This window comes from Clostridium tertium (assembly GCF_017873245.1).
Lineage (GTDB): Bacteria > Bacillota > Clostridia > Clostridiales > Clostridiaceae > Clostridium > Clostridium tertium.
Genome location: NZ_JAGGJY010000001.1, coordinates 167157 through 191638, shown reverse-complemented (window position 1 = coordinate 191638; position 24482 = coordinate 167157). Strand labels below are relative to the sequence as shown.

The following is a 24482-nucleotide window of genomic DNA, read 5'->3' as shown; positions in this document are numbered from 1 at the left end:
TAAGCATATTAATTTCCCCAATAATATTATACTATAAAAACTGTGTCAGTTTCATAACAAAATTATAACAATTTATAAAACTTACAATAAAGAAGCCAAGGTAAGACTTCATCTTATCTTGGCTCTTAACATTTGTCATTTGTTTATTTTATAAATTAACAACAACAGAATAGTAATGCAAGAGCTGTTAATCCAAACCAGCAGTCACATCCGCAACCACCACAACCGAATCCGCCACAGCCGAATCCACCACAACCAAAACCGCCACAACCTCCAAAGCCACCGCAGCCTCCGCAACAATTATTACAGCATTGCTCTTGAAGCACACTACCCTTTCTATCAAATATGATAGTTAATTTTATAGTATTTTCACAATCCTTTAAAAACATTTGTGGAAATTTACAGAAGAATTTTGATAACCATGGCTTGAAAGATCTTACTATAATTACAAATTCTTGAGGTTCAGAAGATTCTCTAAAGCAACAATTTTTATTTACATTTTCTAATCCTAAAGTAAAATCGTTATTAATCAATCTATTATCACAACTTGTACTACCTATTTCATTAATATTAAGGTCATCTATATTAAAATCGTTAATTTTAAAATTGTTGATACTTGAATCCCTACCGTTTAAGCCTTCTAAATTAAAATTATTACTAAAATCATTTAGATTATTATTAAAATTATTAATAGAATTATTATTACAGCACGGATTTCTTCTTATTACTCTAATTGGAGTAGAAATTGCTAATAAATCATTACATGGAAGAGCTGGAGCTGGTAAAATTCTATCACAATTAATAATGATAATATTTATCTTTATTCCATCCCCACAGATGCATCTTGGTAAATTTCGCCTAAGCTCTCTTCCTATACATTCATCTGCGCAAATTGTTAGATTATACTCATTGCCTATACAGCCATTGTTTTGTACTCTTGTTAAACATATTTTCATTTGTATTTTCTCCTTTTATCACAAAGTTAGATAATACATAATATGTTTAACTTCTAGTATTGTTTACCCAATATAGATTTATTATTTTACTCATTTAGTTATATATTGGCTATACCTATTAATATAATTCTATGTAACAATAAATTTGAAAGGAATAAATATGGCTAGCAAGAAATTTTCACTATTAAAATCATCAACTGATGAGGTTATTGAAGAAACTACTGTTCCCCAAAAAAAAGATGATTACCCAATAATAGATACAGAAGTAATAGAGTTTATATCCAAAGAATTTCCTGATACATCTAAGGAAATAGGTAATTCTCTTACAAACTTAAAAAATACATTAGAGAAATCCATAGATTATATTGAAGATGTCTCTAGTGCAATAATAAAAAGTGAAAGAAACTTCACATTAAGTAGAAAATATAGAGAAACCTCAATAAGACTTCATGAAATCAGTATTGGTATAGAAAAATATATACAATGGATGAATAACTTAAATAATAGTCAAAAGTTTGACTCTACACCTGATAATGAAAATGAAAGCGAGGATTCTCTCCCCTTAGATGATGAAATTAGTAATTATTTTTTAGAAATATGTAGCGATTTCACTGATAAAAATCCTTTATACTTTAAATTAGATAACTCAAAAGTAAAAGTAGACGATTGGAATGATATGGTTATAAAAACTGCAGACATACTTATAAAAAATTATAAGGACTCAAAGCTACTATATTCAAACATAACAGTTCCAAATCTTAATACTAAAAAATCACCTCAAAATGATTTTAGGGATACAATAATTGAAATGCTATTAGAATATAAAATAGATTTATCTAGATATTTTATATCAATAAACTAAATAATTCGTATAATAATTGTGTTATTGTCAATACTAATAATGGATGCATTAATTAGTGTCCTCTTAGTATTATGAAAAAAGATGAATGAATTTTTTAAATTCATTCATCTTTCTTTTTATAAGTAAATTCTATTTTATAATTATCAATTATTGTTCATAAAGTAATGTGTAATATTAGTTTAGTATTGCATAAAACTTTATAAACTTCTAACATAAAATCCTTTATTATAAATTTCTTTATCATATTTTATTTCAATATCATTACATAATTTTTCATCTTTCTTAGCTATAGTAAATTTCACTGCATTTATAATTACTTCAAAATCTTCATCTGAAATAAAATCTGCAAATAAATCATAAGCTGGTTTTCCACACCCAACACCCACTACCTTTACTCTTATATGATTATAGCTACTTTTTTCTATTTCATCTAATAATGCCTTTTTTGTACTTTCACTAAATATTATATTCATATTTCTCCTCCTATATATTTTTGTAAAGATAATTATTATTTTATTATATACATGTTTTGATCAATATTCTAGATATTTAAAACTAGAAATAATATTGAATACATAATATATATTTTATTGTATTATCAAAATTTCATCCTAATATTTACGCTTAAAGGATTTAGTTCTTTTAATATCACCATACAAATTATTTTCGTATACTATAATAAATAATAATTTAAAGGAGATATTATGAAAAGTGACTTTAGAGACTTACATGAAAATTGCTCATTAAGATTGCCTTACCCTAAAATAGAAATTGCAGAAAAGAATCCTACTTATGCTAATTTAATAAAAAAAAGTTATGCTGGAACTATTTCTGAATTAACAGCTGTATCACAATATACTTATCAAGGGCTAGTTGCCAAGAATGCAATAGGAAATATCTTGAAGGAAATAGCAGAGGTTGAAATGCATCACTTAGAAATTCTAGGAGAACTCATTGTAGCTCTAGGTGAAAATCCAGACTTTTCTATAAATAAAAAAGATAAAAAATTAAACTGGACTTCTAAATTTATATGTACTTGCAATTCAATAAAAGAAATGCTTTTAGAGGATATAAAAAATGAAGAAGAAGCTATAAGGCAATATAGGAAAACAGCTAATTTAATCGACGATGAAAACATAATTGCAATCCTTAATAGAATAATATTAGATGAAGAACTTCATATAAAAATTTTAACTAACTTATATGAAAGGGAAATGAGTAAATAATTAATTTAATTTTTTATTTAATTAATAATAAAACTATGTTATAATGACTTTGTTATTATAATTATTTGATTATGACAATATTTCTTAAATATAAAGGAGTTTTAATTATGGGTTTCAAAGATAAAATGAGTAAATATTTTACAGATGCATATATGGAAAAATACGGTGATAGAATGACTAGCACTGCTGGTACCGTTTTATCTGTAAAAATTGAAGAAAAAAACATACTAGGTATAATAAGAAAATTAACAGCTCATATTTTAATTAAACCAGATATGGGTAAAGGTGTAGTTAAAACTCAATATAAGGCTAGAAAATGGTTTAAAAAGCCAACTTTTATTGATGTTAAACAAGGTCATAAAGTAATCGTTATGGGAATTGAAGGTGAAAAAGGTAAGGCTGACTCAGAAGTTATTACTATTTCAAATATAGCTAATCTAACTACTAAAAAAGACTTACATCCATTTGATCACAATCAAATTAAAAAAGCAAGACAACAAGCAACAAGAATGAGAGCAAGATAATAAAAACAGCCTAAAAATTTAGGCTGTTTTTATTATCTATTTTTCTTCTATTAATCTTAAAAATTCTCTAGTTCTATCTTTTTTAGGCTTTGTAAATATGTCTTCCGGAGTTCCTTCTTCTACGATAACTCCATTTTCCATAAATACTATTCTATCTCCAACATCTTTTGCAAATCTCATTTCATGAGTTACTATTATCATAGTCATATGCTCTTTTGCTAGATCTTTAATTACTGCTAAAACCTCTGAAACTAATTCTGGATCTAAAGCTGAAGTTGGTTCATCAAATAATATTACTTCTGGATTAATTGCTATTGCTCTTGCTATACTAACTCTTTGCTTTTGTCCTCCAGATAGAGTTTTAGGATAAACATCTTTTTTTTCTAATAGTCCAACTTTTTTTAGTGCTTTACTTGCTATATCATTTGCTTCTTTTTTATCTATTTTCTTAACTACAATTAATGCTTCTGTTACATTTTCAATAACAGTTTTATTATTAAATAAATTATAATTTTGAAAAACCATTGCTGATTTAGATCTTAAATTATGAATATCCTTTTTGGAAACTTTATCAACTTCTACCTTTAAATCTCCAATTTGAATTTGTCCTGAAGTAGGTACTTCTAAATAATTTAAACATCTTAAAAAAGTTGATTTTCCTGACCCAGACGGTCCAATCATTACTACTACTTCACCTTTTTTCAGTTCTAAATTTATTCCTTTTAGTATCTCATCATTTCCAAATTTCTTTTTTAAATTATTTATTTTAATCATCTTTGACACCTCTTAGTAAACAGATAGCTTATTTTCTATTGATTTTTGTATAACATTATAAACACTAATTGTTGCCCAATAAACTATTGCAACAGCTATATAACTTTCAAAAAATCTATAGCTTGCTGCTGCACTCATTTGTGCTCTAGCTAATGCTTCTGTTACTCCTAATGTAAATGCTAAAGAAGACCCTTTGATATTATCTACAAATACATTTCCAAGGGAAGGTACTGCAACTCTAAACATTTGCGGCATAACTATACGATTCATTCCTTGCATCTTAGTCATCCCTACTGATAAAGCAGCTTCCATTTGTCCTTTATCTATAGCATCAAATGCACCTCTTAATGATTCTGCAATATAAGCTGAAGCATTTAATGCTAATCCTATAATTGCAGCTGTATAAGCTGTAATCCCCTTCAATTGTGATATTATTTGGGGTAATCCAAAGTAAAGTAAAAATAACTGAACTAAAAGTGGTGTTCCCCTTAAAAATGATATATAAACTTCTACTAATTGCTTTAATATCTTTATATTATTAATTCTAATTAGAGCTATTATCACTCCAATTACTAAAGCAATTATCATAGATATTATTGATAAACTTAATGTAGTTTTTAAACCACTTATTATACTTATAAATAATGATTTTATATAATTAGTATTTGATCCTGTTACATCTGTTTTAAGCCATTTATTAGATATTTCAGCAAATGTTCCATCTTCTTTCATATCATTTAAAGCTTTATTTACTTCTGCTACTAGTGTTTCATTTTCTGAACCCTTTATAAATGGGAATGCATTTTCAACAGGTTCTATTGGCTCCCCTGCTAACTCTAATTCTAAGTTCTTTTCATTTATTGTAACTATTGCAGAAATCTTATCTATAACTACTCCATCAATTCTACCAAGTAATAAATCTGTAAAGGCAGCATCTGTATTTTGATATGTTACAACAGAAACTTCATTATTTACATCCTTATCTCTTATTATTTGCTCGTAATTACTACCAAGATCAACCCCTACTTTTTTTCCTTTTAAATCTTCAAAACTATTAATTGATTTTGTATTTCCTTCTTGTACAATTATTTGCGCTCCACTATAAACATATGGATCACTAAATAAATATTTCTCTTTTCTCTCTTCTGTAACAGTAATTTGATTTGAAATAGTATTAGCTTTATTAGTATCTAATAGTCCAAATAGTCCACTAAAAGATGCAGTTGTAAACTCTATATTATATCCTAATCTATTACCTATTTCCCTCCATACATCAACATCAAATCCTTCTATCTTATCACCATTTAAAAATGTAAAAGGATAATAAGTTCCAGACATTGCAACAACTAATCTTTTCTCACTATTTAAGGCTTCTTTATTATTAGTGCATCCTACCATAACTAATATTGATAGTAATACACTTATAACTAAAGATACTTTTCTCTTCACCCTTATCTTCACTTCCTTATCTTCTGTTCAAAAGCTATATTAGTTAAATACTACAAGCTCTGTTTCTTCAATAGCTTTATTTACTAATTCGTCAATATTTAAAACTTCTTCTGATTTTCTTATTAAATCTACTCTTGGTTTTGTTTTTGGATGTTTTGGAACAAATATAGTACAACAATCTTCATATGGTAATATTGATGTTTCATATGTTCCAATTTCTCTTGCTATATCCATTATATCTGTTTTGTCCATAGCTATTAATGGTCTAAATACTGGTCTATCAGCACAATCATTACTTACCATTAATCCTTCCATAGTTTGGCTTGCTACTTGCCCAATGCTTTCCCCTGATGATACTGATTGAATACCGTATTTTTCAGATAAGCTACAAGCAACTCTCATCATAAATCTTCTCATTATTATTGTTAATTCATCTTCCCTACAGCCATTTATTATTGCCATTTGTATTTCTGTGAATGGTACTATATGAAGGTTTACTCTTTCTGTATATGTAGCTAATATTTTAGCTAAATCTTTTACCTTATCTTTAGCTCTTTCTGATGTATATGGATGGCTATGATAATATACACAATGTAATTCTACACCCCTTCTAGCCATTAAGTATCCAGCAACTGGAGAATCTATACCACCTGATAACATAAGCATAGTGCTACCATTAATTCCATATGGTAATCCACCTACACCTTTTATTTTATCTTTAGTTGTATATATATATGCATTTTCTCTAATTTCTACATTTACTAAGCATTCTGGATTTTTAACTTTAACTTCTAATCCATTCATATGATAAACTACATAAGCTCCAACTTCTTTTGATGTTTCTAATGAGTTTTTTGGAAATAATTTATTTGCTCTATTAGTTTCAATCTTAAAGTTTTTAGGATTAGCTTCTTTAACTTTTCTTAATGCTTCTTCTTTAATAGCTTCCATGTCTCTTGGAACTTCTGTTACTATACAAACCTCAGCAACTCCAAAAACTTTTCTTACTCTTTCAGTAGCTTCTTCTATATCATCTGCCTTAATAAAATATCTACCTTGATCAGATATTAATGTATGCTCAATTCCTTTTAGCTTTTTCTTTATATTGTCTCTTAATCTTTTTTCAAACTTATTTCTATTTAAGCCCTTTAAAAAAATCTCTGATGCATATTTTACTAATATTAATTTATTCATTTTCTTACTCTCCTTAAAAATGTTAATGAACTTTTTAAAACATCTATAACTTTATCTATTTCCTCTTTAGTATTAAACTTTGAAAATGAAAATCTTATGGCACTTTCTATTTCTTTATTACTTAACCCTAAAGCTTTTATTACATAGCTTCCTGCTACTGCACTAGTTTTTGATGTGCAAGCAGATCCAGTAGCTACAAAAATATCTTTATCTTCTAATAAATGAAGTAAAACTTCAGCTCTTACTCCAATAAAAGAAACATTTAATATATATGGTGTAAAATCTTCACTTAAAGGACTATTTATTCGTATATTATCTATTTCTTCTAGCCTTTTTACCATATATTCCTTTAACCCACTTACATATTTAAAATTTTCTTCTTTGTGGTTAAAAGTTATCTCTGCTGCCTTATGTAAACCAACTATAGCAGGTACATTTTGAGTACCACCTCTAAAGCCACCCTCTTGACTTCCACCATTTATTAATGAATTTAAAACTATTCCCTTTTTAATGTAACAAAATCCTATTCCTTTTGGTCCATGAATTTTATGCGCAGATACTGATAACATATCTATATTCATTTTTTTTACATCTATGTCTAACTTTCCATAAGATTGAACTGCATCAACGTGAAGCCTTGCTCTAGAACTTCTTTCTTTTATAATCTCTCCTATGCTCTTTATATCTTGTATTGCTCCCATTTCATTATTGACATGCATTATAGAAACTAATACTGTATCTTTACATATTGCCTCTTTTAAATCATCTAGAGATATCTTTCCCTCTTTATCTACATCTAAATATGTAACTTTAACTCCATTTTTTTCAAGCTCTTTATATGTCATTAAAACTGAGTGATGCTCAAAAATAGTTGTGATAATATGATGCCCAGGCTTTACTAAGCCTTTTATTATTAAATTATTTGATTCACTTCCACCTGATGTAAAATAAATCTCGTCCTTTGATGCATTTATGCTCTTTCCTAAAAATTCTCTTGCTTCAACAAGCTTCTTTTCAGATTTTATACCTATCCTATGGAGAGATGATGGGTTTCCGAAATATTCCTCCATTGCATTGACTACTTCATCTATAACTTCTTTATATGGCTTTGTTGTTGAACTGTTGTCAAAATAAATCTCCAAACTTTATCCCTCCTTCTAATAATATTATTATCTTTTATTATTTCTTAAATTCACAATATAAAACTTAAGCATCCCCTTATTTTTTACGCAAAGAAATATAAACTTTATTATAAATACATTATAAACTAAAGTTTCCTATCTTTTCTTCATGTTTAAAATTACTATATCAAATTTCCCAAAATAAATAAAGGTTTAATTTTTTATCATTAATTTATAAAAAACAAGTAAAAAGACTATCTCTTAAAATATTAATATATCTTAGAGATAATCCTTTCTTTCACTTATTATTACTTTTCATCTTTTTATATTCTATAATAAGTATTGCTGTTGTTGTTAAAAGTACCATTGAAATTGATAAAAGTATTTCTAACAAGATTTATTCTCCTAATAAACTGCTATATAATATATTGTATATATAGTGTTTATAAATATTACATATTTACCCAATAAATTTGAATAATTAAAAAAAGGCTTTGTAATTGTATAAGATAACATATTACAATAGCCCTTTGCAAGATATCAAAACTTCTCTAAAGAAGCTTTAAGCTTAATTTAAATTATTCCATAGCCACAAACTCTACCTTTTCAACATCATTTAACTTTGATAAATCTTCAAGTAAAGTTTTTAAATCACCACCAAGTGATGATATATCAATTGTTAAACTTAAGTTTGCACTTTTATTCATAGGTATTCCTTGATTGATTGTTATTATACTTCCTCCCTCTTCAGAAATATAATTTAAAATACCTGAAAGTACTCCTTTATTATCTCTTATCATCATATTAATTGTTACCTTTTGCCCCTGCCCAGTTTCTGCAAGTTCAAAAACAGCTTCTTTATATTTGTAATATACACTTCTACTAATATTAACGGTTTTAGCTGCTTCAGTAACATCTTTAACTTTTCCTTCTTTTAGTAGTCTTTTTGCATCAACTACCTTTTCATAAACCTCTGGCAAAACCCTTTTATCTACAACTAGAAAATTTCCTTTCATTAGTACCACCTTCAATTATAGTTGCCCCATTACTATCTACACAAAGCTTCCTTACATCCCAACTAATATTCTCATTTTTTAAGAAATCCTTTATATCCGAAAATATCTTGGTATCATCACTTTTTATTATAGACATAATTGTTGGCCCTGAACCACTTAAAAAGCACCCCAATGCTCCTAGTGATCTACATTTATTATAAACTAAATTATAATCTTTTATCAATGGACTTCTATATTTTTCATGAATTGCATCTTTACAACAATATTTTAACAACTCATATTTCCCACTTGTAAAACTAGAAATCATTAATGATACTCTACTAATATTATATACAGCATCATCAAATTTAACTTCTACAGGTAAAACCTTTCTAGCTACAGAAGTTGATAATTCAAATTTTGGAATTAATGCTATAAAACTAATCCCTTCTTTTATATCTATTTTATTGTAAATAACTTCTTTTCCTTCCATAACAGAAACAACCATACCACCAAAAAAGGCTGGAGCTATATTATCGGGATGTCCCTCAATATCAACTCCTATTTTAAAAAGTTCTTCTATACTTAATATATTTCCCATAACATAATTAGCACCTAATAAGCCTGCAACAATGCAGCTAGAACTTGACCCTAATCCCCTTGAAATAGGTATATCATCTTTAATTAATTTTATATTTAATCCCTTAGGTTTAAAATTATATTTCTCAAAACATGTGTTCATAGCCTTATATACTATATTATCTTTATTGCAAAACTCATTCTTGAATCCATAAAAGCGGATTCCTTTTTCACATTCAGAAAACTCATATTCATTATATAAGTTAAAAGCTATTCCTAAAGAATCAAATCCAGGTCCTATATTAGCAGATGTTGCAGGCACTCTAACTCTTACCATATATTTTCTCCCACAAATTCCTCAAGAACTTGCCTCATATCATTAACACTACAAATATTATTGTGAAGAACTTTTTTCTTATCTAGATTTTTTAAATTAGTAGGAATATTTATTCCACAAAATTTATTTAACCTTTTTATTACTTCAAAATCATTATCTTCATTAGTATCTATTTCTAAAGCATTTGTTATGCTTCTTGGAAATTTGTATGGACTCGCCGTTGAAGAAATCAAATATGGTGTTGTATCTCCTGTAGACTTAATGTACTTCTTTAAAACTACATAAGCCACTGCTGTATGAGTATCAATTAAATAGCCCTCTTTTTCATATAAATCCTTTATTGCTTTATATACTTCTTTTGTATTAGCGTAATTTCCATAAAAGTTATTTAAAAATTCCTTACTTTTTTCACTAATACTATATACACCCTTATGCTTTAATTCATTCATTAATTTTTTTGTTTCGTTTGAATCTCGTCCACTAGCTTCGAATAAAAGCCTTTCTAAATTTGATGAAACTAATATATCCATAGATGGAGATTCTGTTAATATAAGCTCTCTCCTTTTATCATATATTCCTTCATCGAAAAAATCAGCTAAGACTTTATTTTCATTTGATGCGCATATAAACTTTGCAATAGGAAGCCCCATTTCCTTTGCATAATATGCAGCTAATATATTTCCGAAATTCCCCGTTGGAACTGAAACATTTATCTTATCCCCTAATTTTATTTTTTGCTTATTTACTAATTGAAAGTATCCATAATAATAATATATTATTTGCGGAATTAACCTTCCGATATTAATTGAGTTTGCAGAAGAAATCCTAACACCTTTGCTTAGCATCCTTTTTTTTAACTCGTTATCCTCAAACATCTCTTTTACACCACTTTGAGCTTCATCAAAGTTACCTTTAATACCAACAACTTTTACGTTACTACCTTTTTGAGTTAACATCTGCATTTTTTGTACTTGACTTACCCCATCATTTGGATAATATACAAGTACTTTAAATCCATCTACATCACAAAACCCTTCTAATGCTGCTTTTCCGGTATCCCCCGAAGTAGCTGCTAAAATAATAATTTCATCACTTATATTTTCTTTTTCTTTTGCTAACTTCATTATTTGAGGGAGAAATAATAACGCTGCATCTTTAAAAGCAGCTGTTGGCCCATGATATAGTTCTAAAAATCCATTTTCCTCTATGACTTTAAATCGATTTTTATATGCTTTATCTACTGCAAATTTGATTTCTTCAAAAGTAAAATCTGTAAAAAACTCTTTAATAATTTCAAAAGAAATTTCTTCATATTTAAGATTATTTTTGTTTTTTATCTTTTCATATAAATTAGGAAATTCTTCTGGAACATATAACCCACCATCACTAGAAATTCCATTTATAATTGCTTTTGAAGAAGATATGTCAAATTCTCCTCCTCTGGTACTAATAAACCTCATAAAATCACCCCAAACTTTGGTTTATCACCCTTTATCAATATATTATCATGTTCTTAAATCAAATACAAGTGTTTTCGTATGATAAACATATTTTTTCACAAAAAAATATAGGAGTTTTTAACCACCCCTATATTTTAATTCATATTTTTCTATATACATACTTTAATTAGTATTCTAGCTAATTAATAATAGCATAATAATAAATACCTATTTACTTATTCAATCAAAATAATAAATTAAAATCATATCTATTTACTATTTTTTTGATCTTATAAATAAATATACACTATTTATTAAGAAAATTATTCCTGAGTAGAATAACACTATTGCCCATTGTCCAAGCTTTAAAGGAACAGTGTTAAATATACCTGATAAAAATGGCACATATAGTATTGCACATACCATAAGCATTGAAACAGCTACAGCTCCAACTAAATATGGATTACTAAATACCTTAATTTCAAAAATAGAATGTCTTTCTGATCTACATTCAAAAACATGTAATAATTGTGACATAACAAGTGTTATTAATGCAAGTGTTCTACATGTAGCTAAATCCATTCCATATAATCTTCCTGTCATAAATGAAAGTAAAGTACATATTCCAATTAAGCATCCTCTTACTACAATCTTTGACCATAATCCTCTTGCAAAAATTCCTTCGCTTTTTTCTCTAGGTTGTTGCATCATTATATCTTTATCTGCTGGATCCACACCAAGAGCAATTGCAGGTAAACCATCTGTTGCTAAGTTAACGAATAATATTTGTATTGGAGTAAGTGGATTAGGTAAGTAAAATAATGATGCTAAGAACATAGTCAATACTTCACCTAAGTTACAAGATAATAAATATCTTATAAATTTTCTTATATTATCATATATTATTCTTCCTTCTTCCACAGCAGATACTATAGTTGCAAAATTATCATCCATTAACACCATTGAAGCTGCTTCTTTGGTTACATCTGTACCAGATATCCCCATAGCAATTCCTATATCTGCTTCCTTTATTGCTGGCGCATCATTAACACCATCACCAGTCATTGCAACAATATTATTTTGCTTTTTAAAGGCTTTTACTATTCTAAGCTTATGATGTGGAGATACTCTTGCAAATACTCTTACATTTTTAACTTTCTTCATAAGCTCTTCATCACTAGTCTTTTCAATTTCTTCACCAGTCATAGCTTGATCGTCTGTATTACAAATATTTATTGACTTTGCTATTGCAAGTGCTGTATTTTTATGGTCTCCTGTTATCATTACAGGTTGTATTCCTGCAAGTTTACATTTAAGAACAGCATCTCTAACTTCTAGCCTTGGTGGATCAATACTTCCCGCAACGCCCAAGAATATCAAGTCTTTTTCTAAGCTTTCATTTTTTACTAATCCAGTTTCTTTATATGCAGCAGCTATACATCTTAAAGCTCTATTTGACATTGCTTCTATATAAGATGCAACTTGCTTTTTCTTTTGAGCTGTTAAAGGCTTTATAGTTCCATTTTCTAATATGTGGGTACACCTTTCAATAACTCTTTCTGGAGCTCCCTTCATATAACAAACTTCCTTTGTTCCTTCTCTAACTATAACACTCATCATCTTTCTTGAAGAATCAAATGGAATATCATAAACTCTTTTTGCATTAGATACAAAAGCTTTAAGTAAATTTACATCTTTAAAGAAAGCTTTTATTAATGCCGTTTCAGTTGGATCTCCATGTAGGGCCTTTTCTATGTTTTTAACATTAAAATCATAATTACAATCATTACAATAAACTAAAGCTTTCATCATAGTTGAATGGTTAGTTAATTGTTCCTTATCTAAATCGCAGATTTTCCCATTCATATATATTTCTTTTACTGTCATTTTATTTTGAGTTAATGTTCCTGTTTTATCTGAACATATTACAGACGTACATCCTAAAGTTTCTACTGCAGGTAATTTCCTTACTAGAGCATTTTTCTTTAACATTCTAGATACCCCTAGTGCTAATGCAACAGTTACAATAGCTGCTAACCCTTCTGGTATTGCAGCAACAGCTAATGAAACTCCAAGTAAGAACATTTCAGCTATTTCATTACCTCTAAGTATTCCAAGCACTGTTACAACTGCACAAATTGTTAAACATAATACTACTAATATTTTGCCTAGTGAATCTAATCTCTCTCTTAATGGAGATTTTTCTTCTTCAATATTATCTAGAAGATTAGCTATTTTCCCCATTTCAGTATTCATTCCAATACCATCAACAAGCAAAATACCCCTCCCTTTTAATACTGTAGTTCCCATAAATCCTTGGTTTTTTCCTCTTTTTGAATCTTTAGATACTCCAACTGATTCTCCAGTTAGAAGTGATTCATCAATCATTATTCCTGATGCCTCAACAAATGTACCATCTGCTGGAATTCTATCACCAGCTTCTAAAATTACTAAATCACCTATAGTAACCTCTATTGAATTTAATACTTTCAATACTCCATCTCTAATAACTTTACAAGTTGGTGCTGCTAATTCTTTTAATGCTTCTAAGGATTTTTCTGTTCTATATTCTTGAACAAACCCCATTACTGCATTTACAACAACTATAATAAGTATTGTTATAGCATCTGCAGTATCACCCATTAATCCAGATATTATAGTTGCAGCTATTAATACCCAAACAATGAAATCATTAAATTGAGATAAAAATATTATTACAGGCGATGTTTTCTTCTTGTGTGATAATTCATTTAACCCATACGTGCTTTGTCTCTTTTCTGCCTCCTTTGTAGATAGCCCCCTAGACATTTCTCGTTCTTGTATCACCGGTTGTCCTCCTTAAATTAGTTTCTATATATTATATTTAGTAAAATCAAAGATATGATTTTTTTTAATAATTGCTATGTTAATCCAATTATTTTTTAATTTTTTATTTTTATAAGCATGAATTATCAAGTTTAAATGTACAAATTTCTACACATACTTTAAATAGATAGCTTTACAAATTTAAAATATAAATATAGAATATGTATATAAGTTACAATAAAGATTTAACATTTTAATAAAAACATTTAAGTTATTGATAGTATGATAATAAGATTTATTATTTCAGTAACTTATAAAAAATTTAATACTATATATGAGTTCAATTTTGCTATTTATTCTAATATGTATATTAATTTATATATACTGATACTTTTTATTATGTAGATTATAATTGAAACATATATATGTAAATTAACTAAGGAGGGTAATAATTTGAAAGATGTAATTTATGTAACTGGACATAAGAATCCAGATTCTGATTCAATATGTGCAGCTTTTTCATATGCTGAATTTAAAAATAAGACAGGCAAACTACCTGCAATACCAGTAAGACTAGGAAATGTTAGTCAAGAAACTCAATATATTCTTGATTATTTTGGAGTTGAGGCTCCTCAGTTATTAAAAACTGTAAAATTAAAAGTAGAAGATTTAGAGTTTGATAAAATAACTCCTGTGTCACCTGAAATTTCATTAAAAACTGCATGGACTATAATGAGAGATAAAAATATAAAAACTCTTCCTGTAGCTGATGAAAATGATCATTTACTTGGGGTTTTAGCTGTATCTAACTTAACTTCATGTTATATGGATATATGGGATAATAGAATTTTAGCTAAGAGTAATACCTCTTTTGAAAATATAGTAGATACACTATCTGCAAAAGAAATTTATGTTAATACTGAAAGAAAAACTTTCCCTGGAAAAATAGTTGTTTCAGCAATGAAGCCAGAAAGCATGAAAGATCATATAGAAGCTGGAGATATAGCTATAGTTGGAGATAGAGAAGAAGTTCAAGATGCTTTACTTGATCTTAATATATCTCTATTAATAATAACTGGATCTCATACTCCAACTAATAAAGTAATTGAAAAAGCTACAAAATCTAATATAAGTGTTATAACTACACCACATGATTCATTTACAGCTTCAAGACTTATAGTTCAAAGTATTCCTGTTGGATATGTTATGATTAAAGATAAATTAGTAACATTCTCAACTGATGAATTAGTTGAAGATGTAAAGAAGGTTATGATAGATACTAGATATAGAAGTTACCCTGTTATTTCTGAAAATGGTAAAGTTCTTGGTACAGTATCAAGATATCATTTAATTTCTAATTATAAAAAGAAAATTATTCAAGTTGACCATAATGAAAGAAGTCAATCTGTTGATGGACTTGAAGAAGCAGAAATTCTAGAAATAATAGATCACCACAGAGTAGCAGATATTCAAACTAGTGGTCCATTATACTTTAGAAGTGAACCTATAGGAAGTACTTCTACTATTGTTGGTAAATGCTTCTTTGAAAACGGAATAAGACCTTCAAAACAAGCTGCTGGACTTTTATGTGGGGCAATAATTTCAGATACATTACTATTTAGAAGCCCAACTTGTACTCCTCAAGACAAGAGTATTTGCTTAAAGCTTGCAGAAATAGCTGGAATAAATGTAGAAGAATTTGCTAAAGAAATGTTTAAAGCTGGTACTTCATTAAAAGGAAAAACAGTAGAACAAATCTTTAACCAAGACTTCAAACCATTTGGAATTGAAGATACAAGGGTTGGTATAGCTCAAGTAAATACAATGGATATCGAAGGATTTATGCCACTTAAAGATGAAATGTTAGCCTATATGAATACTAAAGCAAAAGAAGCTAACTTAGATATGGTATTGTTATTACTTACAGACATACTCAACGAAGGATCACAAATACTAGTTGCTGGAGATAGACCAGAAATAGTAGAAAAAGCATTCAACGTTAAATTAGAAGATAGCACTGCATTCTTAGATGGAGTACTATCAAGAAAGAAACAAGTAGTTCCACCAATAACTGCTGCAGTATCATCCCTATAATTTAGCTAGCTAAATTATTAATGAAAGAATGAAAAAATGAAATAATTATAGTTATAATTCAGATAAAGTGAATTATTGAATAAAATAAAGGCTGAGATTTTCTCAGCCTTTTTAATTCTATTTAGAAATTCCATAGGAATTTCATCCATAACTTTTTCATTTTTTCATTCTTTATTTATTTAATTAATTATGTATTATCCACTAATTACCTATTACTACTTTTCAATTGTAATTCAACTTTGCTGAATTACTTTCTTAACTCTTTCACTATTTCCCATTCTTTAACTCTTCATTAATTATTTACCTAATTCTTTCATTTTTTCACTTTTTCATTCTTCTCATTTCTATCTAGCTCTCATATTATTAATCATTCCCCACATCTCATCTGCGGTTTTTACTCCTCTTGAGCTAAGTTCGAAAGCTCTTTGTGTTAATATCATTTCTGAGAATTCAGTTGCAATATCAACATTTGATCCCTCTAATGAGCCTTGATATATATCAAAATCTGTTGTTCTTTGAACTTCTACTCCTGGTGATGGAGTAAATAAATTATCTCCTATTGATAAGAAAGCTCTATCTCCTACTGCTGTATATACTGGAATTTCAGCTACTTGTATAAAGTTTCCTTTATCTTTTATGTATACTTGTCCTTTTTTATCTACTAAAAAGTTATCTTTATTAAACACTACATTATCTTCTGAATATCCATTTAAATAATTTAATTCTAATTTATTCCCTCTGTTATCTACAAGCCTACCTCTAGAATCAATAGCTAAAGCTCCATCTCTCGTGTATGCTTCTTGTCCATTATCAGAAATAATTTTAAAATATCCTAATCCATCTATTGATAAATCAGTACTTCTTAAAGTTTCTTGAATCATACCTTGTGAGTTATCTCTAAACCACTCTGAAGTTCTTGTACCAGTACCAATTACCGAGTCTTTATCATTAAGTGGAATTCCATTTCTATCTAAAGACTCTGTAAGTAAATCTTTAAAACCAACATCTATCTTCTTATAACCCATAGTAGTTGAGTTTGCTATATTATTTGATATTGCATCTAACTTGTCTTGATTTGCATTCATTCCTGTTTTACCAGTCCATAATGTTCTTAACATAAATTCTCCTCCTACTATTTAACTGCTCCTATTTCATTTGCAGCCTTTCCTAAAGTTTCATCAATAGTTTGTACTATTTTCTGATTAGTTTCAAAATTTCTCATTGTAGTTATCATATTAACCATTTCATTTGAAATATTTACATTAGATCCTTCTAATGCTCCTTGTGTAACCCATACTTGTGCATTATATATAGGATTTTCTCCTTTAAAATAGTTATCTCCTATCTTTTCTAAACTTCCATAATCATTAAAATCTGCAGTTGCCAAAGTATGAGTAGCTCTATTTCCTATGTAAAGATTATTATTTTGATCTAAAATAAACTTATCTCCACCAACAAATATAGGCTCAAGTGCACCTGTATTTTTATTCATTCCAAGTACCCTATCACTATTAGTATTTATTAAATATCCATCGTTTCCAACTTTAAAATTACCATCTCTTGTATATATTACTTCATTACCATTATTAGTTTGTCTTTGTATCGCAAAAAAGCCTCTTCCTTCTATTGCAAAATCAGTTTGCTTATCTGTATTTTTTATAAGACCTTGAGTAAATGCAGTATCAACGCTATCTATTTCTGCCCCTAAGCTTATGCTTCCTAATTTTTGTACTACATTATTGCCATTAACTACTTTATCTCTATTTTGTATCATAACTTCATCAAAACTTTTTATTGATAAATTATATCCTTTAAAACCTGTTGTATTGGCATTACTCATGTTATTTGTAATATTATTTTGCCTATTTTCTAGTGATATTAATCCTGATACAGCTGTATATAGACTTCTAATCATTGCTCTCATCCCCTTTAAATAGTACTTTACATTCATCATCATAGTGCATTCCAAGACCTCTAGCCTTTTCTTCTATCTTGTCACTAGAAATCTCTTTATTATAGCTATATCCAAACATAAGAATCGAAGTTAATACCATACCTATTCCTATTCCCATAAGTATTTTTCTATCTGTTAAGAAATCAAATATTATAGTTAATTTTTTAATAAACTTTTTACTAATAGTACTTCCCCCTTACCTATGGATAGCTCTTCACATATTTTATCATCAGTTAATCCATTTTCTAAAAGTAATTTTACTTTCTCTAACTTATCACTTTTTAAATTGTTATTTGAAATACTTGAATTATTCGAGAAATTTATTTCAGATATTACGTCTTCATTAAAATTATTAATAGGATGATCCTTTTGGAAACTATTATCTGAATTTTCTTTTTTGAAACTTTTTATATTTATTTTATTATCGTCTGCTATCTTAGAACTCTTAATATTATTTATTGAAATTTTTAATTCCTCAATTTCTTTCTGTAAGTCTAAGACTGTTTCCGCTAAATCCTTTCGTATAGCTATTATCTCCAAATCATAATCTTTATCATTATTGGATTCTTCTCGCTCCAATATTTTATCGAATGATTTGTTTTCTTTTTTTATTGCCTTAATATTTAAAATTATAAGTATAATTCCTATTAGAATTATTAATATAGGAAGCATAACCTTTTCCCTCCTATTATGTTCAAAATAATTTACTTTTTATATATAATTAATTTTTTGCATTACTGCTCTCAAATTTCTTATTGCTCTACTATGTAACTGACAAACCCTCGATTCTGAAACCTCTAAGATTTGTCCAATTTCTTTTAATGTTAACTTCTCATAATAATATAAATTTAAAATAAGCTTGTCTTTATCTTTTAATTTTTCAATTGCTTCTGCAAGAATCTCTAATTTTTCTTTATCTTCTAAAGATTCTTCAGGAGAAATAGAATTTTTATCTTCTAAAGTTTCCATTATAGTTACATCATCGTCATCTGAATAAATTATAGATTCCAAAGACATTATAGACATGTAATTAATATAGTTTTCAACTTGAGAAACCTCTTCCTCCGATATATTTAATTCCAGTGCAATTTCTTGTAAACTTGGCTCTCTCATATATCTATTTTGAAGCTTTTCAACACACTCATTATATTTTGCTAATTTATCCATAGCTCCTTTTGAAATTGGCCTACATTTTCTTATTTCATCAATCATGGCTCCTTTTACTCTTAAAGTTGCATAAGATGAAAACTTCATTCCCTTAGTTGAATCATATCTATTAATTGCATCTAAAAGCCCAACAATTCCGTAGCTCACTAAATCCTCATATTCTATATATTTAGTTTTACCGAGCATAACTCTAGAAGCCAAATATTTAACTAATGGTATATACTTTTCGACTATTTGTTCTTTATGAATTATAGGGCTTTGACATTCCATATTAATGACCTCCTCTTAAATAAGCTCTCTTTGTTTTCTCATTATTGTAAATACCGTTTTAATAATTTTTTCTCTTGTTCCATTATCTATATCATCAAAATTTATACCACATATATATTTCTTATCTTCTGATTTATCAACTCTTATTACTTTTCCTCTTACAGATATTTTTTCATTATCATATGTTAAATTTGAAATTATAATATCTGAAACTTTAACTTCTTCTTTTATCTTAATTCGCATACCACCACCACTTAAATCAAGAAGCAATGCATGCTCATATTTTTCTTCTCCGCTAATATTTAATTTTAACTCTTCTTCCTTTATATAATTAATAACTTGTATAACATTAACCCTTACATAATCTCTTCTTTGAATCCTTGTTATATCATAAGGCTTACTTATTCTATAAAACGGTATATCTTTTTCTGTTATTCTACCTAAAACCTTATTCTTATATCCAAATACATTTCCTTTATCATCATAAAAAATTTGCTCTATTTCACTTCCATCTTTTAATGTTAAATAAATTCCATCACATACCGGAATACTTATTAGTATTTCATCATCCTTTATATCCTGAATTGAAGATTTATACATATTCTCTTCCCATAAAACATCTACTCTACAATTTATACCAAGTTCTAATTTTGCCATGACTAACCCCCTAAGAAAAAATATTAAATAATCTTTTAAATAACCCTTGAGCTCCTACTCCCATAGTTTCCTTTTTTTCGCCTATAATTTTTTCTGATATAGTTTTTATACATTTAGCTGCATCACAATTTGGATATCCTATTACAAATGGAAGCTGCTCCCTTACAGACATTATAAGCTTTCGATCTTCATATACTACTCCTAAAAAGTTTACATCTAACTTTAAAAACCTATTAACTGCCATTTTAAATTTTGAAAAAGTTTGATCTCCCTCTTTTTTTTCTAAAATCTTATTAACCACTATGCTTGCTTTATCTTTTATTTTGAAATGATCTACTGCTTTTAATAGACTATATCCATCAGTTAATGATGTTGGCTCAGGAGTAGTCACTAATATTACTTCATCAGAACATGCTATAAAAGCCAAAACACTCCTACTTATTCCTGCTCCTGTATCTATAAAAATGTAATCAAACCCCTCTAACATTTCTATCTTTTTTAAAAACAAATCCCTTTGATTTTGCTGAAGATCTTCTATATTATTAAGTCCACTTCCACCTGGCAATAGCTTAACCCCTTCTGGTCCATTAACAATAATATCTTCTATTGCTAATTTACCATTAATTAAATCTAAAACACTATTTTTAGGATATATTCCCATTAATACATCATCGTTTCCCATTCCTATATCTGCATCAAAGATTAAAACCTTTTTTCCCTTTTGTACTAATGTAATTGCTAGATTTACTACAAAGTTACTTTTTCCAACCCCCCCCTTGCCAGAGGTTACTGTAATAATTCTAGCCTTTCTTTTTTGTTCCTCTTGGACTTCGCCTCTTGCTAGTCTTCTTAAGCTTTCAGCTTGATCTAACATACAGTTTCCTCCCCAAGAATAAGTTTTGAAATCTCACTTTTCAGTGGTATCCTAATATCATCTGGAACATTTTGACCAGTAGTAATATATGCTATAGGCTTTTGTGCTTTCTTTATAATATTGTATATACATCCATATGAGCTAGTTTCATCAAGCTTTGTTATTATCATTTTTTCATAGCCAATTTCACTATATCCATTTATTATAGTTTGTATATCTCTATTTTTAGTTGTTCCACTTATCACCAATGCTATATGATCTGCATTTACTTTTTGAGTAAAGGCTCTAAGTTCTGATATTTGCATAGTATTTTTACTGCTTCTTCCAGTTGTATCAATTAATATTACATCACAATCTTCTAACTCACTAACTGCATTTTCCATTTCTTTTAAAGTTATAACTACTTTAAATGGAATATTCATAATTTCTGCATAAGTTTTTAATTGTTCTACAGCACCAATCCTATATGTATCTATTGTAATTAAACCAACCTTCTTTTTTTCTATTAATGCTAACCTTCCTGCAAGCTTAGCTATAGTTGTAGTTTTTCCAACTCCAGTTGGTCCTACTAAAACTACTTTACCACTTAAGCTTTCAGTACAAACTTGAATTTCATTTTCTAATAATTCCTTAAAGTATGTTTTAAATTCATCTATATTATCATATTTATCAGTTAATACTTCTTTTATTAATTCATCATCAATATCAATATCTTTTAAATATTCTAATACTATATCTTTTTCTTCTTCTTTGTTAGTATTTTTAATAACTGTATTTAACAAATCTTTGATTTCTTTTACTTCTTCTTTTATATTATCTGTATTTGTTAAGTTAATTTCTTTATTAAGCTGTTGAGATTTATCAAACTTGCTGTCCTTCCTATCATCTATTATCTTTTTAATACTATCTAGTGAATCCTTAAAGTCTATTTCATTTTTATTTTCTACATTAAATTTATTCTTTTTCTCTATCTTGTTATTTTCCAAGGCTGCTGTTACTTCAATTAATTTAGGTTTAAAATACCCCTTAATACCAGACTCTCTCACTTTTCTTTGGCTAATTATAATAGCATCTTTACCTAACTCATATCTTATTCTAGTAAGAGCTTCATTCATATTTTTAACTAAGTATTTTTTTATTAACATTACAATGATACAACTCCTTCAGTTCTTATTTCTACATCATTTGGAATTTCATTTAATGATATAACCATCACATGCGGAAATACCATTTCTATAAGCCTTCTAAATACAGGCCTTATATTAGGTGATACTAATATAACAGGTTGATTATTGTAAAAATATATTCTATCAAGAGTGTCTCTTACACAATCAAGTATTCTAGTAGTTGTATCTGGATCAACGGCTGGGAATGATCCTTGCATAGATTTTTGAGTATTGGCAGCTATTATTTCCTCTATTTGCGGAGATAAAGTAACTACTGTTATACTCCTATCCTCATCTATTACTTGGTTACAAATAGTCCTTGCTAAAGCAAATCTAACATACTCTGTTAAAAGTTCTAAATCCTTTGTAAGTCTTGAATTATCTGCTAAAGATTCCATTATTGTTACCATATCTTTTATTGGAACCTTTTCTCTTAATAAGTTTTGCAATACTTTTTGAAGTTCCCCTATTGTCATTAAATCTGGAATAAGCTCTTCTACTACCGTACTATATTTTTCTCTAGTATTGTCTACTATTAATTGAACTTCTTGTCTACCAAGTAATTCATAAGAATGTGCCTTTATAGTTTCAGTTAAATGTGTAACCATAACTGTAGTTGGATCTACAACTGTTAAACCTTTTATTTCAGCTTCTTCTCTTTGATCTTTATTTATCCATACTGCTGGCAAATTAAATGTAGGCTCAATAGTTCTTATTCCTGCTATTTGAGAATTATCTCCAGATGGATCCATACAAAGTAACATATTTGCCATAAGCTCTGATGATGCTATAACAGTGCCTCTTATTTTTATTACATATTCATTTGTTTTTAATTGAAGATTATCTCTTATTCTAATAGGTTGTACAACAACTCCCATTTCAATTGCACACTGCCTTCTAACTGAAGCAATTCTTTGAAGTAAATCTCCTCCTGTTGACTCATCAGCTAAAGGAATTAATCCATAACCTATTTCTACTTCCATAGGTTCTACAGAAATTAAACTCATTACATTTTCTGGTTCTTTTCTTTCCATTTCTGTATACTCTTCCTCTACTTTTGCAAGCTCAGCTTCTTGATTTTTCTGATCTTCTTTTATTAAAAGATATGTAGCAACACTTCCTGTAACAGCAGCTAATAAAAATGGAAGCTTTGGCATGCCTGGTATTAAAGCTAAAAAGAACATTACTGCAGAAACTATTCCAAGTGCAACAGGGAATGCAGTAAGTTGTTTACTAAAGGTTTTACCAAAGTTATCAGAAGATCCTGATCTAGTTACCAATATACCTGATGCTGTAGATATTAATAATGCTGGTATTTGGCTAACTAGCCCATCTCCAATCGTAAGTCTTGTATATAATTCTCCAGCTTGTGCAAAACTCATGCCATTCATTACTCCAATAACAATACCTGCTACTATATTAATTATAGTTATTATTATTCCTGCTATAGCATCTCCTTTTACGAACTTAGACGCACCATCCATAGCTCCATAAAAGTCTGCTTCTGATTGCAAATCTTGTCTTCTTTTCCTTGCCGTTACTTCATCGATTATTCCAGCATTTAAATCAGCATCTATACTCATTTGCTTACCTGGCATAGCATCTAGAGTAAATCTTGCCGATACTTCTGAAACTCTTCCTGCACCGTTAGTTATTACTACGAATTGTATAATTACTATAATTAAGAATATTATTATACCAACAACATAATTTCCACCTATAACAAACTCTCCAAAGGCTTCAATTATGCTTCCTGCATCACCTTCACTTAGTATAAGTCTTGTAGATGAAATATTAAGACCTAATCTGAAAAGTGTTGTTACAAGTAATAGTGTTGGAAACACTGATAATTGTAATACATTTGTAGTAAACATAGTTATCATTATAATTACAGCTGACAGTGTAATATTAAATGCTAATAAAATATCTAACATTAGTGGTGGTAGAGGTATTATTATCATAAGGACAATACCTAATACACCAAAGGCTACTAATACGTCTGTATTTTTCTTTAAATTAATTTTATTATTTATAAGCAA

General features: G+C 28.3%; 23 protein-coding genes. 4 read left to right on the top strand and 19 right to left on the bottom strand.

What is annotated here, in order from left to right; translation table 11 throughout:
* Window positions 1-155 precede the first annotated feature (155 nt).
* Complete coding sequence (locus J2Z25_RS00950) at window positions 156-956, bottom strand: hypothetical protein (protein ID WP_209737655.1); 801 nt, start codon at window positions 954-956, stop codon at window positions 156-158.
* A 145-nt stretch (window positions 957-1101) separates the two neighbouring features.
* On the opposite strand from J2Z25_RS00950, the gene J2Z25_RS00945 reads away from it, so the two are divergent.
* Entirely contained in the window at window positions 1102-1818 is a 717-nt protein-coding gene (locus J2Z25_RS00945; RefSeq protein ID WP_209737653.1) for a hypothetical protein, read from the top strand.
* 197 nt (window positions 1819-2015) lie between these two features.
* Here the strand turns inward: J2Z25_RS00945 and J2Z25_RS00940 are convergent, their stop codons facing one another.
* Entirely contained in the window at window positions 2016-2291 is a 276-nt protein-coding gene (locus tag J2Z25_RS00940) for a hypothetical protein (protein ID WP_209737651.1), read from the bottom strand.
* 231 nt (window positions 2292-2522) lie between these two features.
* Between J2Z25_RS00940 and J2Z25_RS00935 the strand changes: the two genes are divergently transcribed.
* Window positions 2523-3044, top strand: a complete 522-nt coding sequence (locus tag J2Z25_RS00935; protein WP_209737649.1) for a ferritin-like domain-containing protein — start codon at window positions 2523-2525, stop codon at window positions 3042-3044.
* A gap of 107 nt (window positions 3045-3151) precedes the next feature.
* Window positions 3152-3568: a hypothetical protein gene (locus tag J2Z25_RS00930; protein ID WP_008678112.1), complete on the top strand. Its 417-nt coding sequence runs from the start codon at window positions 3152-3154 to the stop codon at window positions 3566-3568.
* A 36-nt stretch (window positions 3569-3604) separates the two neighbouring features.
* On the opposite strand, the gene J2Z25_RS00925 is transcribed toward J2Z25_RS00930, so the two are convergent.
* The 8 genes from J2Z25_RS00925 to J2Z25_RS00890 all read right to left on the bottom strand — a co-directional run bounded on the left by J2Z25_RS00925 (window position 3605) and on the right by J2Z25_RS00890 (window position 14282).
* On the bottom strand, window positions 3605-4342 hold the full coding sequence (locus J2Z25_RS00925; protein WP_008678110.1) for an amino acid ABC transporter ATP-binding protein: 738 nt from the start codon (window positions 4340-4342) through the stop codon (window positions 3605-3607).
* 12 nt (window positions 4343-4354) lie between these two features.
* Entirely contained in the window at window positions 4355-5803 is a 1449-nt protein-coding gene (locus J2Z25_RS00920) for an ABC transporter permease subunit (RefSeq protein ID WP_342451328.1), read from the bottom strand.
* A gap of 27 nt (window positions 5804-5830) precedes the next feature.
* Window positions 5831-6985, bottom strand: a complete 1155-nt coding sequence (gene thiI / locus J2Z25_RS00915; protein ID WP_209737647.1) for a tRNA uracil 4-sulfurtransferase ThiI — start codon at window positions 6983-6985, stop codon at window positions 5831-5833.
* Window positions 6982-8127: a cysteine desulfurase family protein gene (locus tag J2Z25_RS00910; protein ID WP_209737645.1), complete on the bottom strand. Its 1146-nt coding sequence runs from the start codon at window positions 8125-8127 to the stop codon at window positions 6982-6984. The genes thiI and J2Z25_RS00910 overlap by 4 nt, the downstream gene beginning before the upstream one ends.
* Before the next feature lie 557 nt (window positions 8128-8684).
* On the bottom strand, window positions 8685-9122 hold the full coding sequence (locus J2Z25_RS00905; RefSeq protein ID WP_008678102.1) for an ACT domain-containing protein: 438 nt from the start codon (window positions 9120-9122) through the stop codon (window positions 8685-8687).
* Window positions 9094-10017: a homoserine kinase gene (gene thrB / locus J2Z25_RS00900; protein ID WP_209737643.1), complete on the bottom strand. Its 924-nt coding sequence runs from the start codon at window positions 10015-10017 to the stop codon at window positions 9094-9096. Before thrB ends, J2Z25_RS00905 begins: the two co-directional genes overlap by 29 nt.
* Window positions 10011-11477 carry a threonine synthase gene (gene thrC, locus J2Z25_RS00895; RefSeq protein ID WP_209737640.1) on the bottom strand — a complete coding sequence of 489 codons (1467 nt, stop codon included), beginning with the start codon at window positions 11475-11477 and terminating at the stop codon, window positions 10011-10013. The genes thrB and thrC overlap by 7 nt, the downstream gene beginning before the upstream one ends.
* A gap of 255 nt (window positions 11478-11732) precedes the next feature.
* Window positions 11733-14282 carry a calcium-translocating P-type ATPase, SERCA-type gene (locus J2Z25_RS00890; protein ID WP_008678095.1) on the bottom strand — a complete coding sequence of 850 codons (2550 nt, stop codon included), beginning with the start codon at window positions 14280-14282 and terminating at the stop codon, window positions 11733-11735.
* A gap of 432 nt (window positions 14283-14714) precedes the next feature.
* Between J2Z25_RS00890 and J2Z25_RS00885 the strand changes: the two genes are divergently transcribed.
* The gene (locus J2Z25_RS00885) at window positions 14715-16355 is read left to right on the top strand and encodes a putative manganese-dependent inorganic diphosphatase (RefSeq protein ID WP_008678094.1); all 1641 of its coding nucleotides are present in this window, start codon (window positions 14715-14717) and stop codon (window positions 16353-16355) included.
* A gap of 344 nt (window positions 16356-16699) precedes the next feature.
* Here J2Z25_RS00885 and J2Z25_RS00880 read toward each other — a convergent pair whose 3' ends face one another.
* Genes J2Z25_RS00880 through flhA form a run of 9 tightly spaced genes read right to left on the bottom strand, consistent with a single transcriptional unit; the run spans window position 16700 to window position 24482 of the window.
* Window positions 16700-17473 carry a flagellar hook-basal body complex protein gene (locus J2Z25_RS00880; protein ID WP_209737638.1) on the bottom strand — a complete coding sequence of 258 codons (774 nt, stop codon included), beginning with the start codon at window positions 17471-17473 and terminating at the stop codon, window positions 16700-16702.
* A gap of 14 nt (window positions 17474-17487) precedes the next feature.
* Window positions 17488-18270, bottom strand: a complete 783-nt coding sequence (locus tag J2Z25_RS00875) for a flagellar hook-basal body complex protein (protein WP_209737636.1) — start codon at window positions 18268-18270, stop codon at window positions 17488-17490.
* Window positions 18263-18427: a hypothetical protein gene (locus J2Z25_RS00870; RefSeq protein ID WP_185955534.1), complete on the bottom strand. Its 165-nt coding sequence runs from the start codon at window positions 18425-18427 to the stop codon at window positions 18263-18265. The genes J2Z25_RS00875 and J2Z25_RS00870 overlap by 8 nt, the downstream gene beginning before the upstream one ends.
* A gap of 38 nt (window positions 18428-18465) precedes the next feature.
* Window positions 18466-18981 (bottom strand): hypothetical protein, encoded by a 516-nt coding sequence (locus J2Z25_RS00865; protein WP_209737634.1) that lies wholly within the window; start codon window positions 18979-18981, stop codon window positions 18466-18468.
* 39 nt (window positions 18982-19020) lie between these two features.
* Window positions 19021-19746 (bottom strand): FliA/WhiG family RNA polymerase sigma factor, encoded by a 726-nt coding sequence (locus J2Z25_RS00860; protein WP_142689867.1) that lies wholly within the window; start codon window positions 19744-19746, stop codon window positions 19021-19023.
* Window positions 19747-19761: 15 nt separating this feature from the next.
* On the bottom strand, window positions 19762-20403 hold the full coding sequence (locus J2Z25_RS00855) for a flagellar brake protein (protein ID WP_209737632.1): 642 nt from the start codon (window positions 20401-20403) through the stop codon (window positions 19762-19764).
* A 10-nt stretch (window positions 20404-20413) separates the two neighbouring features.
* The gene (locus J2Z25_RS00850) at window positions 20414-21277 is read right to left on the bottom strand and encodes a MinD/ParA family protein (RefSeq protein ID WP_209737624.1); all 864 of its coding nucleotides are present in this window, start codon (window positions 21275-21277) and stop codon (window positions 20414-20416) included.
* The gene (gene flhF / locus J2Z25_RS00845; protein ID WP_209737622.1) at window positions 21271-22422 is read right to left on the bottom strand and encodes a flagellar biosynthesis GTPase FlhF; all 1152 of its coding nucleotides are present in this window, start codon (window positions 22420-22422) and stop codon (window positions 21271-21273) included. Before flhF ends, J2Z25_RS00850 begins: the two co-directional genes overlap by 7 nt.
* A complete protein-coding gene (gene flhA, locus J2Z25_RS00840) occupies window positions 22422-24482 on the bottom strand; it encodes a flagellar biosynthesis protein FlhA (protein ID WP_008678076.1) in 2061 nt (686 codons plus the stop codon). The genes flhF and flhA overlap by 1 nt, the downstream gene beginning before the upstream one ends.